Genomic DNA, 17546 nt, shown 5'->3' with positions numbered 1-17546 from the left:
GCGGATCGCCTCGCTACTGCGTTGTATGATCGTGACCTGCAGATTTACTACGTAGTAACGATGGGAGTTAATAGTTGCGCGGTGCGTCAAACTTGTCAAGCGTCGGTCGGAGCGCCCGCCGATCGGCCGAAGGTGGAGAGAGGCTCCGAAGCGGTGTCCACCTCACGGTCTTCGGCTCCCCCGGCGCAGCAGAACGACGGCGCGCACCAGGTATGGGCGGCTCGGCTGACCGGAGAGTGGAGAAGATGACGTGAGCGTCACCATGCGCGATGTGGCCTCCCTGGCGCGGGTCTCGAGCAAGACGGTGTCCAACGTGGTCAACAACCACCCGCACGTCCATCCGGAGACTCGCGCCCGGGTGCAGAAGGCGATCGACGAGCTCGGCTACCGGCCAAACTTCTCCGCTCGCGGACTTCGATCCGGCCGCACCGGGGTGATCGGGCTCGCCGTGCCTGAGCTCCGGCAGAACTACTTCGCCGAGCTGGCCGACGACGTGATCGCCGCCGCCGAGAGCCGGGGCCTGGGGGTGATCGTCGACCAGCACAGCGGCAGTCGCCAGCACGAGACCGATGTCCTGACGAACGGTCTCCGGCAGACCGACGGACTGCTGTTCAGCCCAGAACGACTGGGAACCGAGGATCTGGAGCTGCTGGACTACGTCGACTACCCGTTGGTGCTGCTCGGCGAGCGGATCTTCGGCGGCCCCACCGACCATGTCACGATGCACAACGTCAGTGCGGCTCGGGCAGCGGTCCGACACCTGATCGACCGCGGCCGACGGCGCATCGCCGTGATCGGTGTACACCCCGACCATCGCGAAGATCAGATCCGCCCGTCGGACCTGCGGGTCCGTGGCTACCGGGAAGCACTCGCCCTGGCCGGACTGGGGCACGATGTGCAGTTGGAGCGCGCCGTCGCCCCCTGGCACCCGCAGAACGGTGCGGAGGCCACCCGGGCACTGATCGGATCCGGGGTGAGCTTCGACGCCATCTTCGCTCTGAACGACACCTTGGCCGTCGGTGCCCTGCGTGCGCTCGGCGAGGCGGGCTACCGGGTCCCGGACGACGTCGCGGTGATCGGCTTCGACAACATCGACAACTGCCGGTTCACGCTGCCGTCCCTGTCCAGCGTCGAGGCGGGGCGCAAGACCATCGCGGACACCGCCGTCCAGATGCTCGTCGAACGTATCGAGCGAGGTCCCGGTACGCGTCGATCACCACGGCTGTACAAGGCGGACTTTCACATCGTGGCGCGAGAGTCCACCGGTGGGCCCGCCGACGCGGACCAGTAGCGGTCCGGGCTGCAGCGGGGCTCCTCAGGCGTCGGTCACCTCCGCCGCGGCGAGCACGAGGTCTGCATCTTCGACGCCGAGCTCGATCCGGGTGATGTCCTCCATCGGGACCGCCGACGAGGCCAGCAGTCCACTGGCGTGATCGTCGCCGTCACCGGTCCAGGTGGCCACCACGGTCCGGCTCCCGTCCGCACCGACCAGCACCAGTTCGTACACGCTGGTCTGCGGGGGCGCCTGGCCGCCAGAGCCGCCACTGCTGGGATAGGAACAGGACCACTCCATCCGGGTACCCCACGTGGACGGCGTGAGCGTCAGATCCGCGGTGACCCTGCTGCCGCCGACCGGATCCAACGTGATGGCCGTGACCTCGGCCGGTTCGGACTCCCCGCCGAGGCCGCTCAGCGCGGAGCCGGCCATCCCCCCGGCCGCCACCAGCGCGAGGGCGGCAGCACCCTGCCAGATACGCCGCCGGCGCCGCCGGCGGCCGGCTGCCGAGGCGAGGGCGGCGATCGGGACGACGTCCGCACCACCGGGCGCTGCGCCGTCGCCATCCTGGGCGGCCAGTGCCACGGCCTGCTCCGAGCTCAGCTCGGAGAGAACGGCGGGCATACCCGCCAGCTCGGTGACCGCCTTCCGACACCGCCCGCAGCCAGCCAGGTGCCGCTCGAACTCGCGCCGCTCCTGTGCGCTCAGCGCACCCAGCACGTAAGCAGCGTCCCAGTCGGTGTACTTGTCCTCGGCACCGGTCATGACGACACTCCTCTCTCCTGCAACGCCAGCCGCATCGCCCGCAGCCCGTAGTGCAGCCGGGACTTGACCGTTCCCGGCGGGAGGTCCAGCTCCCGCGCGAGCTCTGCCACCGATCTCCCCCGGTAGTACGCGCCGACCACGACTCTCCGGTGCTCCGCAGACAGCTGCACCAGCGCATCCGCCACCAGCCAGGCGTCCAGCACCTCCTGGGTGCCGTCCGCCACCCCCGCCTCCGGCACCTGGTCGGTGCTGACTTCGCGGCGGCGCCGGGCACTGCGCGACTCGTCCACCACGAGGTTCCGGGCGACCGTGTACAACCAGGCCCGGACCGCACCATCGCCGCGCATCAGGACGTCGGGATGGCGCCAGGCGCGCAGCAGCGTCTCCTGCACCACGTCGGCCGCCCGCGACTCCCCCGCCATCGCCGCCACGTACCGGTGCAGCTCGGCCCCATAGGTCGAGTGCACAGCAGTCAGCAACGCGTCCGGGTCCGCCGCAGGTGGCCGTCTGGTGCTCATCCGGCCGTCAGCTCCAGGCTGAACTCGATCGACCCGGTGTCCTCGACCACGACGAAGCCCAAGTCGGGGGCTTGTACGTCGAAGTCGGCGAAGGTGATCGGCGCCGAACCGACCACCTGCAGGTCCTCCCCTGCTCTCGCGGCCTGCGCGGTCACGGTCACCTCCTGGGTGACCCCGTGGATGGTGAGAGCGCCGACCAGTGGCAGGTCACCGCCGTCGGCGGCTACCTCGACCGGTTCGATGAGCTCGAAGGTGGCGGTCGGGAACTCATCCGTCTGCAGTGCCTGCGAACGGAAGTAGTCGTCTCGTGCCGACTCGTCGGTGGCCACGGTGGCCAGCTCCACCTCGACCGTGGCCGAGGTGAGCGTGGCATCGGCGATGCCGATCTGGCCGGACACGTCCGGTGTGCGTCCGGTGACCGTGACATCCTGCCCGTTCAGCACCTCGTTCACCCGGTATCCGGCAAAGCTGTCCTCGGCCACGCTCCAGTCGCCGTCCAGCTCACCGGGCTCCGCGGTGCTGGACAGCGTGGGGACGGCCTCGGCCCTGCTGTTCACCCAGTTTCCGTAGACGCGGGTGCCGACCAGTACCCCGACGACGATCACCACCAGGGAGATACCCAACCCCATCGCTACTTTGGCCCGCTTCCCCATGACGTCCTCCCTCGTCGGTGTCCTGTACCTGGTAGACGAGATAGCGGGCGCTCTGGTTCACCGGGAGAGGAAAGTTCTCAGGAGGCGAAGGGCCGGTGGGTCTCGATGATCTCCCGGCCGAGCGGGGTGAGCGTGACCGGAATCAGCTTGAGATTCGCCCAGCCCATCGGGATGCCGATGATCGTGATGAACAGGGGCACAGCGGTGATCACGTGCCCGATTGCGAGCCACCAGCCGGCGAACACGAACCAGATCACGTTCCCCACCGCGGAGCCGAGCCCAGCGTCTCGGCGGCGGCTGATCTCCCGGCCGAATGGCCAGAGAATGTAGGCAGCGATCCGGAAGGAGGCGATACCCCAGGGGATGGTGATGATCAGCACGCAGCAGATCAGGCCCGCGAGCGCGTAGGCCACCGCGAGCCAGAAGCCGGCGAAGACCAGCCAGATGATGTTCAGCAAGGTGCGCACCGGACCAGTCTACGAACCACTCGCCGTCCTCCTCGCCGAGCGCCCCCACCCGGCTGGACTGGCTGGCTGGACACGGGGTGAAGCCGGCAGCGTAGGTTGGGGGCCATGGATGCGATCGAGGCCCGGCAGGCGGGCGACCCAGAGGTTCTGCAGCTTCTCGAGCGCCCCGCGCCGGAGCCGGGCCCGGGCCAGGTGGTGGTCCGCACCGAGGCGATCGGGGTCAACTTCATCGACACCTACCACCGCAGCGGCGTGTACCCGATGGACTTTCCGCTGGTGCCCGGCAGTGAGGGTGCCGGTGTGGTCAGCGCCGTGGGCGAGGGGGTGCCCGCAGTGGCCGTCGGTGACCGGGTGGCCTGGGCCACCAGTCTCACCGGCAGCTACGCCCAGGAGGTGCTCGTCGACGCAGCGGCGGCGCTACCGGTACCCGACGACCTGGATTCGGCCGCTGCCGCAGCGTTGGCGCTGCAAGGGATGACCGCGCAGATGCTCACCGACGGCGTGGTCGCCCTGGAACCAGGACAGACCGTGCTGCTCACCGCCGGAGCCGGCGGGGTCGGCCTGCTGCTCACCCAGCTCGCGGTAGCCGCGGGAGCGCGGGTGATCAGCACCGTGTCCACCGAGGAGAAGGAGGAGCTCTCCCGCGGGGCCGGTGCCGCCGAGGTGATCCGCTACACCGAGCTGGACGACCTGACCGCCGAGCTGCCCGCGCGCGTGCGTGAGCTCACCGGCGGGGTCGGGGTGGACGTCGCGTACGACGGCGTAGGAAAGGACACGTTCGACGCTTCCCTGGCGAGCGTGCGCACCCGGGGCATGCTGGTGCTCTTCGGCGGCGCTAGCGGTCAGGTGCCGCCGTTCGACCTGCAGCGACTCAACCGCGCCGGATCGTTGTTCGTCACCCGGCCCACGCTGATGCACTACATCGCCGACCCGGAGGAGCTGCGCTACCGGGCCGGCAGTGTGTTCGCCGCCGCCCGTACCGGCGCCCTGGATGTCCGGATCGGTGCCCGCTACCCGCTGGCCGAGGCCGCCGAGGCGCACCGGGCTCTGGAGGGCCGGGAAACCACCGGCAAGGTGCTGCTGATCCCCTGATGGCGCAGTGGCGCACCGAGTACCCACGCCCGGACGAGGAGCTGATCGCGGGGCTCGCCCAGGCGGCGTTCGGCTCGGCCGGGGAGTCTGAGGAGACCGGGCCGTTGGCCGAACGGGTGGCGGCCCGGCTGCGCAGCAGCTGAGCAAAAGCACGGTGTCCCCGATCGACGCCCCTCGGGCGCACCCGAAGGCGCGGCCGAGGCACGGCCGACGCACGGCCGACGCACGGCAGAGGCGCGCCGCCGACGCACGCCGCCGGAGCGTAACTCCCCCGTGCGGCGGAGGGCCGTGCAGCAATCTCGACCGCAGGAGGGATACCCGCCGCCTCCGGCGCTCCGTACGCTGAAGAAGTCCTAGCCAAGGAGACCTTCCGTGCCCGAGCCCGGCCCGCCGCCGTCGCCCACAAGTACTGCACCACCCGAGCCGCACACCGGCGACGGCGCCCCGCGCCCACCACGCCACCAGGTCGCACCGAAAGCCCGGACCTACTGGCTGCTCACCCGCGTGCTAGTCCTGGTGTTCGCACTCGTCGCGACGCTGCTTCCGGCCCTGCTCTGGGAAGGGGGCCGGTCGTGGCTGCTGTGGGCGGCGGCCGCGCTGACCGTGCTGCTCCTTCCCGGCCTCCTCCTTGCACCCTGGCTGCGCTATCGCACCCACCGGTGGGAGGTGACCGCCACGGCGGTGTACTCCCGCACCGGATGGCTGGGCCGGCAATGGCGGATCGCACCCCTGTCCCGGGTGCAGACCGTGGAGGCGAAGCGCAACCTGCTGCACCGCATCCTCGCGTTGGCGGCAGTCTCGGTGACCACAGGCTCTGCACAGGGTGCTGTGGTGATCCAGGGTCTGGATGCGCAGGTAGCTGACGATCTGGTGGCTCAGCTCACCGACGCCGTCGCCGAGACCCGCGGAGACGCGACGTGAGGCTGCCGCCGACTCAGGATGGAGAGCGCACCGAACCGATCGAGGAAGAGCACCCCGCGCCGATCGCGCCGATCGATGAGGAGGATGTACCGGCCCCATCCAGCACCGCTATTCCCTGGCAACGCCTCGACCCGCGGATCATCCCCGCCTCGCTGCTGCGTATGCTCGTCCGCCTGGTACCGGCTGCCGCGGGGTGGTGGTTCTTCAATACCGAGAACGACATCGCCCGGTACACGGTGATCGCACTGGCTGTGCTCGCTGTGCTGACCCCGTTGAACCAGGCGCTGAACTACGTCAAGGTGCGCTACCGGCTCACCGACGAGGAACTGCAGCACACCACCGGCCTCCTGGTCCGCAGGAAGAACCGGGTGCCGCTGCACCGCATCCGTACCGTGGACATCACCGCACCGCTGAGCAACCGGCTCTTCCGGCTGGCTGTGCTGCGGGTGGGCACCGGCGGTCACTCATTCTCCAGCGAGGGAACGGTTGCGCTCGACGGCTTACCGCGGACGGTGGCCCTGCGGCTGCGCGCCGCGCTGCTCCGGCACACCGGCCCGGATGTCACCTCCAGTGTCGACCCGCGGCTGGCGGAGAACTCCGGCGACGTGGTCCAGACCCTGCGATGGCGGTGGATCGTCTACCAGATGGTCGGCCTCACGTTCATCGTCGGTCCGCTCTCGTTCGTCGGGACGGTCTACGGCCTGGTCTCCCTGGTGGGCGGGGAGGACTGGGTCGGCGACCGGTTGGGCGGCTTCGTCGATAGCGTGCCGTGGACGGCGTGGGCCGTGGCATCGGCAGTACTCATCGTCATTCTCGGGCTCGCGGCCGGTGCGATCGCTTTCACCGAGGCGTGGTGGGGCTATCGGTTGATCCGTGAGCCCGGCGGGCGGTTCCTGGCCACCCGGGGGCTGCTCACCACCCGCTCGTTCACCGCCGATCACGACCGGCTCCGTGGCGTCAGCGTCAGTCAGCCGTTCGTCACCCGTCGGCTCGGCGGGGCGCGGCTCACCCCCGTCATGACGGGCGTGAGCCTGCAACAGATGATGACCGAGAGCTCGACGATGCTCCCCACCACCACCCGGGATGTGGCCGTCCGAGTCGCGAACCTGCTGCTCGGCCGCACCGTCCTGGACGACGACGTCACGCCGGCCACCGGTGCGCTGCTGGTCCACCCACCGGTAGCCCGCCGTCGTGCGGTCGTGCGGTACCTCCTGGCCATCGGGGTACTCGCTGGCCTCCTCGGTCTAGGCGCCGGCCTCGGCTGGTGGAGCGGGTGGATCGCTGCTGCACCGGCCGTCCTGGTGCCGATAGGGGTGGTGGCCGGCCTCGGCTACTACCGGGCGCTCGGTCACCGGCTGGAGGAGGACTACCTCTATCTGCGCCGCGGCTTCTTCCTCCGCCGCACCGATGTGATCCAGGTGCGGGGGATCAACGGCGCCCAGATCAGTCAGAACCCCATCCAGCGGGTCCTGAAGCTGGCCTCCCTCACCGTGACCACCGCCGCCGGAGATCAGGCGTACACCGGCGTGGACCTGGCCCTGGCCGACGCCACCGCACTGGCAGCTCGAATCACCGAGGAACCGGTCCGCGCCTGAACACCACCGGCGCGAGGCGAAGGTGGCCTCGATGTCGATCACTCCCCGGTTCTCGACATCGGGTGCCACCCTCGCCGGGCACCGGCCCCACGGGCCGGCTCCGGACCGCTCAGCTGCGCAGTTCAGCGCCGAAGCGCTCGGCGGCCAGTGCCACCACGGCCTCGCGCACCGCAGTGGAGTCGGCCGCCGTGAGCGTGCGGTCCGGGGCGCGCAACCGCAACGAGAACGCCAACGACTTCCGGCCCTCGCCGAGCGCCTCGCCCTGGTAGGCGTCGAAGAGCCGCACCTCCTCGGCCAGCTCACCGCCCGCTTCCTGCACCGTGGCCTGCAGCTCCGCGGCCGGCACGTCGGCAGGCACCACCAGGGCGATGTCCTCCTTGGCCGCCGGGAAGGTGGAGATCTTCGGCATCGGTGTGGGCCCGCTGGGCGCTGCGGTGAACAGGGCGTCCAGATCCACCTCGAACGCGACCGTCCGCGCCGGAAGGCCGAGCGCCTGCGTGACTTTCGGTGCCAGCTCGCCGGCGTGGCCGAGCAGAGTGCCGTCCGCCGCAGTGAACCGGGCGCAGCGGCCCGGGTGCCACGGGGCGTGACCCGTATCCGCCTGGACCTGCGGCGTGACGCCGAGCGAGGCCACCATCCGGTGCACGGCCTCGATCGCATCGGCATGGTCGGCGCGACGGGCCTGGGCGTGCACGCCGGGCAGGACTGCGTTGCCGGTGAGTACCCCCGCTACTCGGAGCGGCTGGTCCGGGACCGTTGCCCGGATGGCGGCCAGGTCCTCCTCCCCCGGGCGCTGGCCGGGTCCGGGCAGCGGAGAGGGGCGGACTTCGCCGTCGGGCCGGGTGACCAGCCCGATCTCGTAGATCGCCAGATCGGTCAGCCCGCGTCCGACGTTGCGCACGGCCGCGTCCACCAGCGTGTGCAGCAACGACGTGCGCAGGTACGGCTGAGCGTCCGAGAGCGGGTTCGCCAACCGCACCGCCCGGCGGCGCGGGTCATCGGCAGCCAGATCGAGCTGGTCGTGCCGCTCGGCAGCGATGAACGGGTAGGTGAGCACCTGGACGAGGCCACCATCGGCGAGCAGCTGCGCCACAGCGCGCCGGCGCCGCTGGACCTCGGACAGTCCCCGGCCGCCGGGCGGGGCGGTGGGCAGCACCGAGGGAACCTGGTCATATCCGCGCAGCCGCACCACCTCCTCCACCAGATCGGCAGGCCCGCGAAGGTCGGGCCGCCAGCTCGGCGGGGTGATCAGCAGATGCGGCCGGCGCAGTGCGCGGCGGCCGGTCTCTGCCTCGGGAACGCTGACCTGCGCCACCCCGGCACCGAGGGAGCGCAGCGTCTCGGCCACCTCGTCCGCGGAGTAGTCCACCCCCACCAGACGGCCCGGCAGCTCTGTGTCCAGCTCGATCGCTGCCGGCGCGGTGGTCCGGTCCAGGTCGGTGGCGCCGTCGTCGGCTACGCCACCGGCGAGCGTCACCAACAGGTCCACCACGCGCTGCGCCGCTACCGGCGCCAGCTGCGGGTCCACGCCCCGCTCGAACCGCTTGGCCGCTTCGCTGGGCAGCTTGTGCCGGCGAGCGGTGCGGGCCACGGTGATCGGGTCGAAGTGTGCGGCTTCCACCAGCACGGCGGTGGTCGAGGCGCTCACCTCGGTCTCCGCACCGCCCATCACTCCGGCCAGTCCGAGCACCCGCTCGCCGGCGCCACCGGCGGAGTCGGTGATCAGCAGGTCTTCGGCGTCCAGGGTGCGGTGCGCGTCGTCCAGCGTGGTGAACTGCTCGCCCGCCCGGGCCCGGCGCACCACGATGGGCGTGGCCAGGCTGTCCAGGTCGTAGGCGTGGATCGGCTGGCCGAGGTCGAGCATCACGTAGTTGGTGATGTCCACCACGAGCGAGATCGGTCGCATCCCGGCCTGACGCAGCCGCGTGGCCATCCAGCTCGGGGTCTGCGCCTGCGGGTCGATCCCGCGCACGATCCGGGCGACGAACCGGTCGCATCCCCCCACGCCATGGATCGGCCGCTCATCGTGCACGGTGACCGCGAAGGCGTCCACCGCCGACTCCGGCACTGTGATCGTCAGCGCCGGATCGGTGAACGCCGCACCGGTGGAGTGGGCGTACTCCCGAGCGATCCCCCGCATCGAGAAGCAGTACCCGCGGTCCGGCGTGACGTTGATCTCCAGCACCGACTCGCCCAGACCGAGCAGCTCGATCGCATCGGTACCCGGCGCGGGTGGGTCGGTGAGCACGATGATGCCCTCGTGGTCGTCGCCGAGGCCGAGCTCGCGGGCGGAGCTGATCATCCCGTCGGAGATATGCCCGTATGTCTTCCGGGAGGCGATCTCGAAGTCGCCGGGCAGCACTGCACCAGGCAGTGCGACCACCACGGAGTCGCCCACGGAGAAGTTGTCCGCACCGCAGACGATCCCGCGCGGAGCGCCGCTCTCGGCCCCGTGCTCGGCGCCCACATCCACCTGGCACCAGTTGATCGTCTTGCCGTTCTTCTGCGGCTCGGGCACGACTTCGAGCACCCGGCCCACCACGACCGGTCCGGTGACGCCGGCGGAGTGGATGGTCTCCTCCTCCAGCCCCACCCGCACCAGATCGGCGGCCAGCGCCTCGACCGTGGTCTGGACGGGAACGTCGACGTGTTCACGCAGCCAAGTCAGCGGTACCAGAGGCATCAGCGCACCCCTTCCATGGAGAAGCGGATATCGCCCTCGATGATGTCGTGCATGTCCTCGATCCCGTGCCGGAGCATCAGCGCGCGCTCGATGCCCATCCCGAACGCGAAACCGGAGTACACCTCCGGGTCGATCCCACAGGCGCGCAGCACGTTCGGGTTGACCATGCCGCAGCCACCCCACTCGATCCACCCCGGTCCGCCCTTCTTGGCGGGGAACCACAGGTCCATCTCGGCGCTCGGCTCGGTGAACGGGAAGAACGAGGGCCGCAGCCGGGTCTTCGCCTCGGGCCCGAACATCGCCCGGGCGAAGTGGTCCAGCACCCCGCGCAGGTGCGCCATGGTCAGATGCTTGTCCACGGCCAGCCCCTCGACCTGGTGGAACACCGGGGTGTGCGTGGCATCCAGCTCGTCGGTGCGGAACACTTTTCCCGGGCAGGCGATGTAGACGGGCAGATCGCGCTCGAGCAGCGTGCGCGCCTGCACCGGCGAGGTGTGCGTGCGCAGCACCAGATGCTCCGCGGAGCCGGCGTCGCCTCCCGGTTCGACGAAGAAGGTGTCCTGCATCTGCCGCGCCGGGTGGTCCGGGCCGAAGTTCAACGCGTCGAAGTTGAACCACTCGTGCTCGAGCTCCGGACCCTCGGCGATCTCCCAGCCCATTCCGGTGAAGAAGTCCGAGACCTCGTCCATCAACGTGTCCATCGGGTGCCGGGCACCGGGGCGACGGCGGTCGGCCGGGATGGTCACGTCCACCGCCTCGGTCTCCAGCACCTGGGCATCCCGCTCGGCCTCGAGCTCGCGCTGCCGGGCGGCGAACGCCTGGTTCAGCCGGCCACGAGAGGTCCCCACCAGCTTGCCGGCGGTGGCCTTCTCGCTGGGATCGAGCCCGCCGATGGCCCGGTTGGCCAGGGCGAGCGGGCTTCGGTCGCCGGTGTGGGCGATCCGAGCTGCCTTGAGCTCGTCGAGAGTGCTCGCTGCGGCCACCGCCTGCAGTGCGGCGTCCAGAACAGTGCCGACGGCGTCAGCATCGGTGGGAGCGGGAACGTCAGGGTGGTCGGGGTGATCGTGGCTGGACATGCGAACCTTCCGGGCGAACGGTGAACCAGTGGGAGTCTAGAGTGCCCGCCCGGGGCGCTGACGAATCGTCGGCAAGCACAGGCTCGCCGCACACGCACATCGGCCCTCAGGCGGGCCAGGTAAATCGCATCGCGTGCATCCACCCAGTGTGGCACAGCGCGCCGTCAGCGATCCTCCTCCAGATCTACCCAGAATCACCGCGTGGGTGGAGCCCCGGGCAGGAGTGCACGTGAGAATCTGAGAGCTGCCTATCCACGAGAAGACCGACAGGACACCCATGCTGCCTGCCATCGCGCGCGAAGCCGTCGCACCCGCCGCCGAGTACGAAGGATTCATCGGCTGGGTGCTGTCCTTGATGACCACCATCGGCGAGGTGGGGGTCGGCCTGGCGATGCTGATCGAGACCTTCTTCCCGCCGATCCCTTCCGAAGCGGTCCTGCCCGGTGCGGGGTTCCTCGCCTGGGACGGGCGGATGAACGTGTGGTGGGCGATCATCGCGGCCACGCTCGGCAGTCTGGTGGGCGCCTGGGTCTGGTACGGCCTCGGGGCGGCGCTGGGCCGCACCCGCACCCGGTGGATCTTCGAGAAGGTGCCGCTGCTGGAAACCGCGGACTTCGACAAGGCGGAGGCCTTCTTTACCCGCTGGGGTGGCGCCGCGGTGTTCTTCGGCCGGTGCGTGCCGCTGGTGCGCTCGTTCATCTCCATCCCGGCCGGGGTGGAGCGGATGGGACTGGGCGTCTTCACCCTGTACACCACGCTCGGTTCGCTGCTCTGGAACGCGATCTGGATCGGGCTGGGGTTTGCCTTCGGTCCGGCGATCGACCCGGTGCTGGAGCAGTGGAGCGGTGTGCTCTCCACGATCGTCCTCGTCCTGATCGCCGTCGCGATCGCCTGGTTCATCCTGGTCCGGGTGCGTAAGCGGCTCAAGGCTCGGGACGAGGAGTCCCCGGCCGAGGACTGAGCCACGGGCACAGGGGCCTCTCGCCTGGTGAGACCGGGCCAGGGTGAGCCGTCCGGGCCGGCCGACCGACCGCCGTCGGCCGCTACTGTGGAGCACATGGCAGAAGAACCAGCACCCATCTCGTTCGCCCGCGGAGCACCCTCGCTGGACATCATCGATGTCGAGGGACTCAAGGCCGCCGCCGACCGCGCCTTCACCAACGACCCCGCCGGCAGCTTCGCCTACGGCACGTCCGTGGGCTACAAGCCGCTGCGTGCCTGGATCGCCGAGCGGCACGGGGTGGCCGAGGACCAGGTGCTGGTCACCAACGGTTCGATGCAGGCGGACGCCTTCCTGTTCGACACCCTGGTCCAGTCCGGGGACACCGTGGTGGTGGAGCGGCCGAGCTATGACCGCACGCTGGGTTCGCTCAAGGGGCGGAATGCCGACCTGCAGGCATTCGAGCTCGCCGAGGACGGTGTGGACGTCCAGTCGCTGGCCGAGCAGCTCGCCGCCGGCACCAAGATCTCCCTCGCCCACCTGATCCCGAACTTCCAGAACCCGGCCGGCTACTCCCTCTCCGGTGAGAAGCGGCGCGCACTGGTGGCGCTGGCCCGGGAGTATGACTTCACCATCTTCGAAGACGACCCGTACGTGGAGCTGCGGTTCTCCGGTGAGCGGCAGCCGACGATGCTCGAGCTGTCCACCGAGGGTGAGGTGGTCTACGCCTCCTCGTTCTCCAAGACGGTGTGCCCGGGCATCAGGGTCGGCTACCTGGTGGGCCCGGCGGAGATCATCGCGAAGATCGCCAAGCTCGCCACCGGCACCTACATCTCGCCGAACATGGTGGCCCAGTCGATCGTGAACGAGTTCGTCCGCGGTGGGTCGTTCGACGCCTCGATCGCCACGGTGAAGACGGCGCTGGAAGAGCGGTCCCAGCGGCTCTGCGCCGCGCTGCGTGAGCACATCCCGGACGCGCAGTTCGTGGCGCCCGAGGGGGGCTACTTCCTCTGGGTCACCTTCCCCGAGGGCGTGGATGGCGATGCGCTGTTCGCCGCTGCGGCCGAGCGGGGCGTGCAGATCGTCAAGGGCAGCGACTTCCTGCTCGACGACGCGAAGAACGCCATCCGGCTCGCCTACTCCGGCGTCACCGTGGACCAGATCGACGAGGGCGTGCGCCGGCTCGCGGAGGCCTACCGCTCGCTCTAGCCTCGCTCCCCGCACTCAAGCAGTGTCCCGGGAGGTTCGCCGACTCTGCTGCGGACGGCACGGCCCGCTCTTCCCGCGGGGACCCGGCGCCGCATAGGCTGGCGGTCATGGCCTCCTCTGCGAAGATGCTGGACGTTCCCGGTCCGGACGGTGACCGGCAGGTACGCATCTCCTCCCCGGACCGGGAGATCTGGCCCGGCATCACCAAATGGGACCTGGCGGGCTACACCGCCGCTGTCGGGTCGGCGCAGCTGCGCGCACTCGGCGATCGACCGGTCACGCTGCAGCGGTTCCCGCAAGGCGTCAGCGGAGAGGAGTTCTTCTCCAAGAACCCGCCGCGCGGCACTCCCGAGTGGTCCCGCACGGTGATGTGCACCTACCCCAGCGGGCGCCAGCACCCGCAACTGGTGATCGACGAACCGGCCACTGCCGTGTGGGCGGTGCAGATGAACACCGTCACGTTCCACCCGTGGCCGGTGCGCACGGCGAACACGGACAACCCGGATGAGCTGCGCATCGACCTCGATCCCCAGCCCGGACGGTCCTTCGCCGACATCATCGAGGCCGCCGGGGCGCTGGCCGAGCTGCTTCGCGAGCTGAAGCTGACCCCCTGGGTGAAGACCAGCGGCAGCCGCGGGTTGCACGTCTACGCCCGGATCGCCACGGACTACGAGTTCCTGGATGTGCGCCACGGGGTGATCGCGATCGCCCGCGAGCTCGAGCGGCGGCTGCCGGATCTGGTCACCACGGCCTGGTGGAAGGAGGAGCGCGGAGTGAAGATCTTCGTGGACTTCAACCAGGCGAACCGGGACCGCACCATCGCCTCCGCCTACAGCCCCCGGCCGCTGGACGGGGCGCCGGTCTCGATGCCGGTGCGCTGGGCGGACCTGGGCGAGATCGCCACCGGCGACTTCACCGTGCGCACAGTGCCCGGTCTGCTCGAATCCGACGGCGACGCCTGGGCCGGGATCGACGATGCCGTCGGGAATCTGGAACCGGCGCTGGCGATGTGGGAGGCAGACCTCGAAAGGGGCCTGGGCGAGATGCCGTTCCCGCCGGAGTACCCGAAGATGCCGGGCGAGCCGCCGCGGGTGCAGCCGTCCAAGAAGGTCGCCGAGCACTGGGACGACGCCGGCGAGCGGATCGAGGGCTGACGCCTCGCCCGGTTACCGGGCCGCTCGCCTGATATCGGTGTGACCGAGGTCCTCACCCTTGTACAGAAGTTCCTCGCGCCTGGTCGTCGCCAAGGCGTAACTGAAGCAGTCACCGAAATTCAGGCCCGCGGCGTGGCCGCTGCCTCGGCCGTAGTCGCGGTATGCCTCACTCGCCACGAACGCCTGCTCCTCGTCCACCGGCACCACCTCTGCCTGGATGGTATGAAGCAGATCCTCCAGTCGTCGTCGTGCCGCCGGACCGACACGGCTCTCGATCACGATGCGCGCCTCCACCAGCGTCGCAGCCGAGATCCGCACCGGACGCGCCGCCAACAACCGAGCGAACACCGGCGCGTCATCCTCACCGAGGAGCACGGCGATGAGCGCCGACGTATCGACGATCACCGCGGCAGCCCCGCGTCGTCGTAGAGGTCACTGTCGGCATCAGCCAATGCCAGACGCTGCTCGTCAGTGAGGAGGTGTTGAAAGTCCGTAGCAATACGCAGGACCTCGGCGACAGTGCCGTCGTGCACACCGTCGACGGACCGCACCTGCTCAATCCGTCGACGCACGGCATCCTCCACTGCGCTGGTCTGGCTGGCGCCGGTGAGATCCGCCAACTCTCTGACCAGTGCGTGAGTGCGCTCGTTCTTAATGTTGAGGCCCATCGATCAAGTCTACCCTGGTACCACCAAGCGTCTACCAGTCCGCTACAAGCTCTTCGGGATCCTCACGATCCGCACCACCGTCGCCTGCGGGTTCCACTCGGCGCGCGCATTGCGCACCCAGTCCCCCTCGGCAGAACGGGCAAGCACGGCCAGATCCTGGCCCGCCAGAGCGAACCACACCGGGACCTCATGGCTGCCCAGACCGGACCGGCGGGCCGTGATGATCCGGATCTGCCGCGCTTCGGCGAGCAGATCGGCCCAGCCGGTCACCGGGTGAGCACCTCGGCGAGGTCGTAGGCCACAGCGCGATCCACCTGGTCCAGGGTGCACGAGCGCGGTTCACGGTCCGGGCGCCAGCGCAGGAACGTCACCGCGTGCCGGAACCGCATCCCCTCCAGCTGGTCGAAGGCCACCTCCACCACCCGTTCCGGGCGCAGCGGCACGAAGCTGACATCCTTGCTGGCGGAGAACCGGGACCGGTCGGTGGCCGCGGCCTCGATGGTGCCGTCGGCATCCCGGCGAACCAGCGGCTCCAGCTCCTCCACCAGCTCCAGCCGCCGAGCGTTGGTGAATGCGGCGATCCCGCCGACATTCACCAGGTCACCGTCATCGGTGTACATCCCGAGCAGCAGCGAGCCCACCCCCTGCCCTGACTTGTGCACCCGGTAGCCGACCAGCACCGCCTCCGCCGTGCGGGCATGCTTGACCTTGATCATCGCCCGTTTACCCGGCTGGTAGAGCCCGTCCCGGGGCTTGGCCACCACCCCGTCCAGCCCGGCACCCTCGAAGGTCTCGAACCACTGCTCGGCCTGCTGCGGATCATCGGTGATCCGAGTGAGGTGGATCGGGGCGCTCGGATCGACGCTCGCGAACACCTCCTCCAGCCCAGCCCGGCGGGCGTGCAACGGCTCCTCCAGGTAGTCCCTCTCCCCCAGGGCGAGCAGGTCGAAGGCGACGAACTCGGCCGGAGTCTCGGCGGCGAGCCGGGTGATCCGGGACTCGGCGGGGTGGATCCGCTGGGAGAGCGCCTCCCAGTCCAACCGCTGCGCACCGGGTTCTCCGCTGCGCACCACGATCTCGCCGTCGATCGCACACCGGGTGGGTAGGTGCTCAGCGATCGCAGCGACCAGCTCCGGGAAGTACCGGGTGAGCGGTTTGGCGCCGCGGGAGGCGATCTCGATCTCGTCCCCGTCGCGCAGGATGATGCCGCGGAAGCCGTCCCACTTCGGTTCGTAGGCGTAACCACCGTCGACGGCGTCGGCCGCCGGGATCGTCTTCGCCGCCTTGGCGAGCATGGGCTGGATGGGCAGGTCCAGGGGCAGGTCCATATCGCAAATCCTAGGGGTGCGGCAGAGCGCATCCGGGCCGTACGCTGTCAGAGATGGAGACCGACGCGGACCGACTGGCCGAACGGATCATCGCCGCAGAGAGCGATCGCGGTCTCGGAGCTGTGCAACTCCTCTCGGGCCGCGCGCTGGAACCTTTCAGCACCGCCGGGCACGAGGGAGCCCAGAACCTGGTGAACAAGGCGCTGGCTGCACTCGAGACCGGTGACGCCGACCGGGCCCGCCGGTACCTGCGCACTGCCGCCCGGCTGCCATTCGATGAACGCGAGCAGTCGCACCCGCTGGCGTGGATCGCCCACATGGAGCTGTTCAACGAGATCTCAGATCTAGTCGAGGAACTCGATGAACGCGACTCGAGCTGGCTGGACCTCGCGACCACGGTCCTCGCGGACGCCGACGAGGACGGCCGCGCGGAGCTCCGGGCGGTGCTCGTCACGATCGAGCACGACTACCGCATGCGCAAGCAGGAGAACCGCGCCCTGCGCACGGTGATCGCGGGACTGCCCGAGCAGGCGCCGCTGCACGAACGCCACGTGGACGAGCCCGAGCTGGTTGCCGGGGCCCTCTCGATCCTGCAGGCGACACTTGCCTACGGCCGTGCGGCGGAGGCCTTGTTCGGCTGACCACTAGAGGTCGACGGCGCCGATCACCTCGTGCGCCACACTGCCCCCTGGTCCTTCACCCAGACGGGAGGAGACGAGCCGGACCTGGTCGGCAGTCCACTCCGGTCCGGAGTACACCGCGAGCGCCCGCGCCAGCGGGCGCACGTCCAGCTCGCGGGCCCGGCGGCCAGCCCGCGCAACGGTCAGATGCGGGCGGGGTGGGCGCGCTTCGCCGCCGGCTGTCAGCGGGGCCTGGGCGCACACCGCCATCAGCTCCCGCAGATCCTGCACCTGGCCGGCCAGACCGACCCACAGGTTCCGAGAGGAGAACGTCCCGGCCCCGCGCAGCGCCAACCGCAACTCGCCCGAGCCAGCCACTGCGGAAGCCAGCGCGGTCTGCAGATCGGGTGCTGCGCCGTCGGGCACGTCCCCATAGAAGGCGACGGTGAGGTGCAGCTGCTCCCGCGGGAGCCAGCGCAGCCGGTCCCCGGCCCCGGCATGCAGCGGGGCGAGTGCACTCTCCAGGTGGTCTAGCGCCGCCTCCGGCGGCCGGATCGCGGCGAACAGCCTCATCACGCCCA

Annotated in this window: 20 protein-coding genes; 9 read left to right on the top strand and 11 right to left on the bottom strand. The window is 69.9% G+C overall.

What is annotated here, in order from left to right:
- The first annotated feature begins 250 nt into the window (after positions 1 to 250).
- Positions 251 to 1291, top strand: coding sequence for a LacI family DNA-binding transcriptional regulator (locus FU260_RS08340; RefSeq protein ID WP_210418223.1), 1041 nt, complete (start codon positions 251 to 253; stop codon positions 1289 to 1291).
- A gap of 24 nt (positions 1292 to 1315) precedes the next feature.
- Here FU260_RS08340 and FU260_RS08335 read toward each other — a convergent pair whose 3' ends face one another.
- From FU260_RS08335 to FU260_RS08320, 4 genes are all read right to left on the bottom strand, one after another.
- On the bottom strand, positions 1316 to 2041 hold the full coding sequence (locus FU260_RS08335; RefSeq protein ID WP_147916643.1) for an anti-sigma factor family protein: 726 nt from the start codon (positions 2039 to 2041) through the stop codon (positions 1316 to 1318).
- Positions 2038 to 2559 carry a sigma-70 family RNA polymerase sigma factor gene (locus FU260_RS08330; protein WP_147916642.1) on the bottom strand — a complete coding sequence of 174 codons (522 nt, stop codon included), beginning with the start codon at positions 2557 to 2559 and terminating at the stop codon, positions 2038 to 2040. The genes FU260_RS08335 and FU260_RS08330 overlap by 4 nt, the downstream gene beginning before the upstream one ends.
- Positions 2556 to 3212, bottom strand: a complete 657-nt coding sequence (locus tag FU260_RS08325) for a YceI family protein (protein ID WP_147916641.1) — start codon at positions 3210 to 3212, stop codon at positions 2556 to 2558. The genes FU260_RS08330 and FU260_RS08325 overlap by 4 nt, the downstream gene beginning before the upstream one ends.
- A 77-nt stretch (positions 3213 to 3289) precedes the next feature.
- Positions 3290 to 3679 carry a YccF domain-containing protein gene (locus FU260_RS08320; protein ID WP_147916640.1) on the bottom strand — a complete coding sequence of 130 codons (390 nt, stop codon included), beginning with the start codon at positions 3677 to 3679 and terminating at the stop codon, positions 3290 to 3292.
- 105 nt (positions 3680 to 3784) lie between these two features.
- Between FU260_RS08320 and FU260_RS08315 the strand changes: the two genes are divergently transcribed.
- The 4 genes from FU260_RS08315 to FU260_RS08305 all read left to right on the top strand — a co-directional run bounded on the left by FU260_RS08315 (position 3785) and on the right by FU260_RS08305 (position 7287).
- Positions 3785 to 4771: a quinone oxidoreductase family protein gene (locus FU260_RS08315; RefSeq protein WP_147916639.1), complete on the top strand. Its 987-nt coding sequence runs from the start codon at positions 3785 to 3787 to the stop codon at positions 4769 to 4771.
- A complete protein-coding gene (locus tag FU260_RS23540; RefSeq protein ID WP_168211702.1) occupies positions 4771 to 4914 on the top strand; it encodes a hypothetical protein in 144 nt (47 codons plus the stop codon). The genes FU260_RS08315 and FU260_RS23540 overlap by 1 nt, the downstream gene beginning before the upstream one ends.
- A gap of 229 nt (positions 4915 to 5143) precedes the next feature.
- Positions 5144 to 5692 (top strand): PH domain-containing protein, encoded by a 549-nt coding sequence (locus FU260_RS08310; RefSeq protein WP_147916638.1) that lies wholly within the window; start codon positions 5144 to 5146, stop codon positions 5690 to 5692.
- Positions 5689 to 7287, top strand: coding sequence for a PH domain-containing protein (locus tag FU260_RS08305; protein WP_147916637.1), 1599 nt, complete (start codon positions 5689 to 5691; stop codon positions 7285 to 7287). The genes FU260_RS08310 and FU260_RS08305 overlap by 4 nt, the downstream gene beginning before the upstream one ends.
- 109 nt (positions 7288 to 7396) lie before the next feature.
- Here the strand turns inward: FU260_RS08305 and pheT are convergent, their stop codons facing one another.
- Together pheT and pheS are read right to left on the bottom strand one after the other, a co-directional pair.
- Positions 7397 to 9970 (bottom strand): phenylalanine--tRNA ligase subunit beta, encoded by a 2574-nt coding sequence (gene pheT, locus FU260_RS08300; RefSeq protein WP_147916636.1) that lies wholly within the window; start codon positions 9968 to 9970, stop codon positions 7397 to 7399.
- The gene (pheS, locus tag FU260_RS08295; RefSeq protein ID WP_147916635.1) at positions 9970 to 11046 is read right to left on the bottom strand and encodes a phenylalanine--tRNA ligase subunit alpha; all 1077 of its coding nucleotides are present in this window, start codon (positions 11044 to 11046) and stop codon (positions 9970 to 9972) included. The genes pheT and pheS overlap by 1 nt, the downstream gene beginning before the upstream one ends.
- Positions 11047 to 11323: 277 nt before the next feature.
- On the opposite strand from pheS, the gene FU260_RS08290 reads away from it, so the two are divergent.
- The 3 genes from FU260_RS08290 (at position 11324) to ligD (ending at position 14349) form a co-directional block, all read left to right on the top strand.
- Positions 11324 to 12007: a DedA family protein gene (locus tag FU260_RS08290; protein ID WP_147916634.1), complete on the top strand. Its 684-nt coding sequence runs from the start codon at positions 11324 to 11326 to the stop codon at positions 12005 to 12007.
- A 96-nt stretch (positions 12008 to 12103) separates the two neighbouring features.
- Positions 12104 to 13195: an aminotransferase-like domain-containing protein gene (locus FU260_RS08285; protein WP_147916633.1), complete on the top strand. Its 1092-nt coding sequence runs from the start codon at positions 12104 to 12106 to the stop codon at positions 13193 to 13195.
- 107 nt (positions 13196 to 13302) lie between these two features.
- Entirely contained in the window at positions 13303 to 14349 is a 1047-nt protein-coding gene (gene ligD / locus FU260_RS08280) for a non-homologous end-joining DNA ligase (protein WP_147916632.1), read from the top strand.
- A 12-nt stretch (positions 14350 to 14361) separates the two neighbouring features.
- Here the strand turns inward: ligD and FU260_RS08275 are convergent, their stop codons facing one another.
- From FU260_RS08275 to FU260_RS08260, 4 genes are read right to left on the bottom strand one after another with little or no spacing between them, the layout of a single operon-like run.
- Entirely contained in the window at positions 14362 to 14754 is a 393-nt protein-coding gene (locus FU260_RS08275) for a type II toxin-antitoxin system VapC family toxin (protein ID WP_147916631.1), read from the bottom strand.
- Positions 14751 to 15017, bottom strand: coding sequence for a type II toxin-antitoxin system VapB family antitoxin (locus FU260_RS08270; RefSeq protein ID WP_147916630.1), 267 nt, complete (start codon positions 15015 to 15017; stop codon positions 14751 to 14753). The genes FU260_RS08275 and FU260_RS08270 overlap by 4 nt, the downstream gene beginning before the upstream one ends.
- A gap of 42 nt (positions 15018 to 15059) precedes the next feature.
- Positions 15060 to 15287: a hypothetical protein gene (locus tag FU260_RS08265; RefSeq protein WP_147916629.1), complete on the bottom strand. Its 228-nt coding sequence runs from the start codon at positions 15285 to 15287 to the stop codon at positions 15060 to 15062.
- Complete coding sequence (locus FU260_RS08260; RefSeq protein ID WP_147916628.1) at positions 15284 to 16345, bottom strand: ATP-dependent DNA ligase; 1062 nt, start codon at positions 16343 to 16345, stop codon at positions 15284 to 15286. Before FU260_RS08260 ends, FU260_RS08265 begins: the two co-directional genes overlap by 4 nt.
- A 53-nt stretch (positions 16346 to 16398) precedes the next feature.
- Between FU260_RS08260 and FU260_RS08255 the strand changes: the two genes are divergently transcribed.
- Positions 16399 to 16986, top strand: coding sequence for a hypothetical protein (locus FU260_RS08255; protein ID WP_147916627.1), 588 nt, complete (start codon positions 16399 to 16401; stop codon positions 16984 to 16986).
- 3 nt (positions 16987 to 16989) lie between these two features.
- Here the strand turns inward: FU260_RS08255 and thpR are convergent, their stop codons facing one another.
- Positions 16990 to 17538 carry an RNA 2',3'-cyclic phosphodiesterase gene (gene thpR, locus FU260_RS08250; protein WP_147916626.1) on the bottom strand — a complete coding sequence of 183 codons (549 nt, stop codon included), beginning with the start codon at positions 17536 to 17538 and terminating at the stop codon, positions 16990 to 16992.
- Between the last annotated feature and the right edge of the window lie 8 nt (positions 17539 to 17546).

The organism is Ruania zhangjianzhongii, assembly GCF_008000995.1.
GTDB lineage: Bacteria > Actinomycetota > Actinomycetes > Actinomycetales > Beutenbergiaceae > Ruania > Ruania zhangjianzhongii.
This window is presented reverse-complemented; position numbering and strand designations above follow the sequence as displayed.

Coding starts and splice junctions, on each gene's coding strand:
- FU260_RS08335 (WP_147916643.1), bottom strand. CDS start 2,041: ATGACCGGTGCCGAGGACAAGTACACCGACTGGGACGCTGCTTACGTG.
- FU260_RS08270 (WP_147916630.1), bottom strand. CDS start 15,017: ATGGGCCTCAACATTAAGAACGAGCGCACTCACGCACTGGTCAGAGAG.
- ligD (WP_147916632.1), top strand. CDS start 13,303: ATGGCCTCCTCTGCGAAGATGCTGGACGTTCCCGGTCCGGACGGTGAC.
- FU260_RS08330 (WP_147916642.1), bottom strand. CDS start 2,559: ATGAGCACCAGACGGCCACCTGCGGCGGACCCGGACGCGTTGCTGACT.
- pheS (WP_147916635.1), bottom strand. CDS start 11,046: ATGTCCAGCCACGATCACCCCGACCACCCTGACGTTCCCGCTCCCACC.
- FU260_RS08325 (WP_147916641.1), bottom strand. CDS start 3,212: ATGGGGAAGCGGGCCAAAGTAGCGATGGGGTTGGGTATCTCCCTGGTG.
- FU260_RS23540 (WP_168211702.1), top strand. CDS start 4,771: ATGGCGCAGTGGCGCACCGAGTACCCACGCCCGGACGAGGAGCTGATC.
- FU260_RS08255 (WP_147916627.1), top strand. CDS start 16,399: ATGGAGACCGACGCGGACCGACTGGCCGAACGGATCATCGCCGCAGAG.
- FU260_RS08285 (WP_147916633.1), top strand. CDS start 12,104: ATGGCAGAAGAACCAGCACCCATCTCGTTCGCCCGCGGAGCACCCTCG.
- FU260_RS08290 (WP_147916634.1), top strand. CDS start 11,324: ATGCTGCCTGCCATCGCGCGCGAAGCCGTCGCACCCGCCGCCGAGTAC.
- FU260_RS08315 (WP_147916639.1), top strand. CDS start 3,785: ATGGATGCGATCGAGGCCCGGCAGGCGGGCGACCCAGAGGTTCTGCAG.
- pheT (WP_147916636.1), bottom strand. CDS start 9,970: ATGCCTCTGGTACCGCTGACTTGGCTGCGTGAACACGTCGACGTTCCC.
- thpR (WP_147916626.1), bottom strand. CDS start 17,538: ATGAGGCTGTTCGCCGCGATCCGGCCGCCGGAGGCGGCGCTAGACCAC.
- FU260_RS08260 (WP_147916628.1), bottom strand. CDS start 16,345: ATGGACCTGCCCCTGGACCTGCCCATCCAGCCCATGCTCGCCAAGGCG.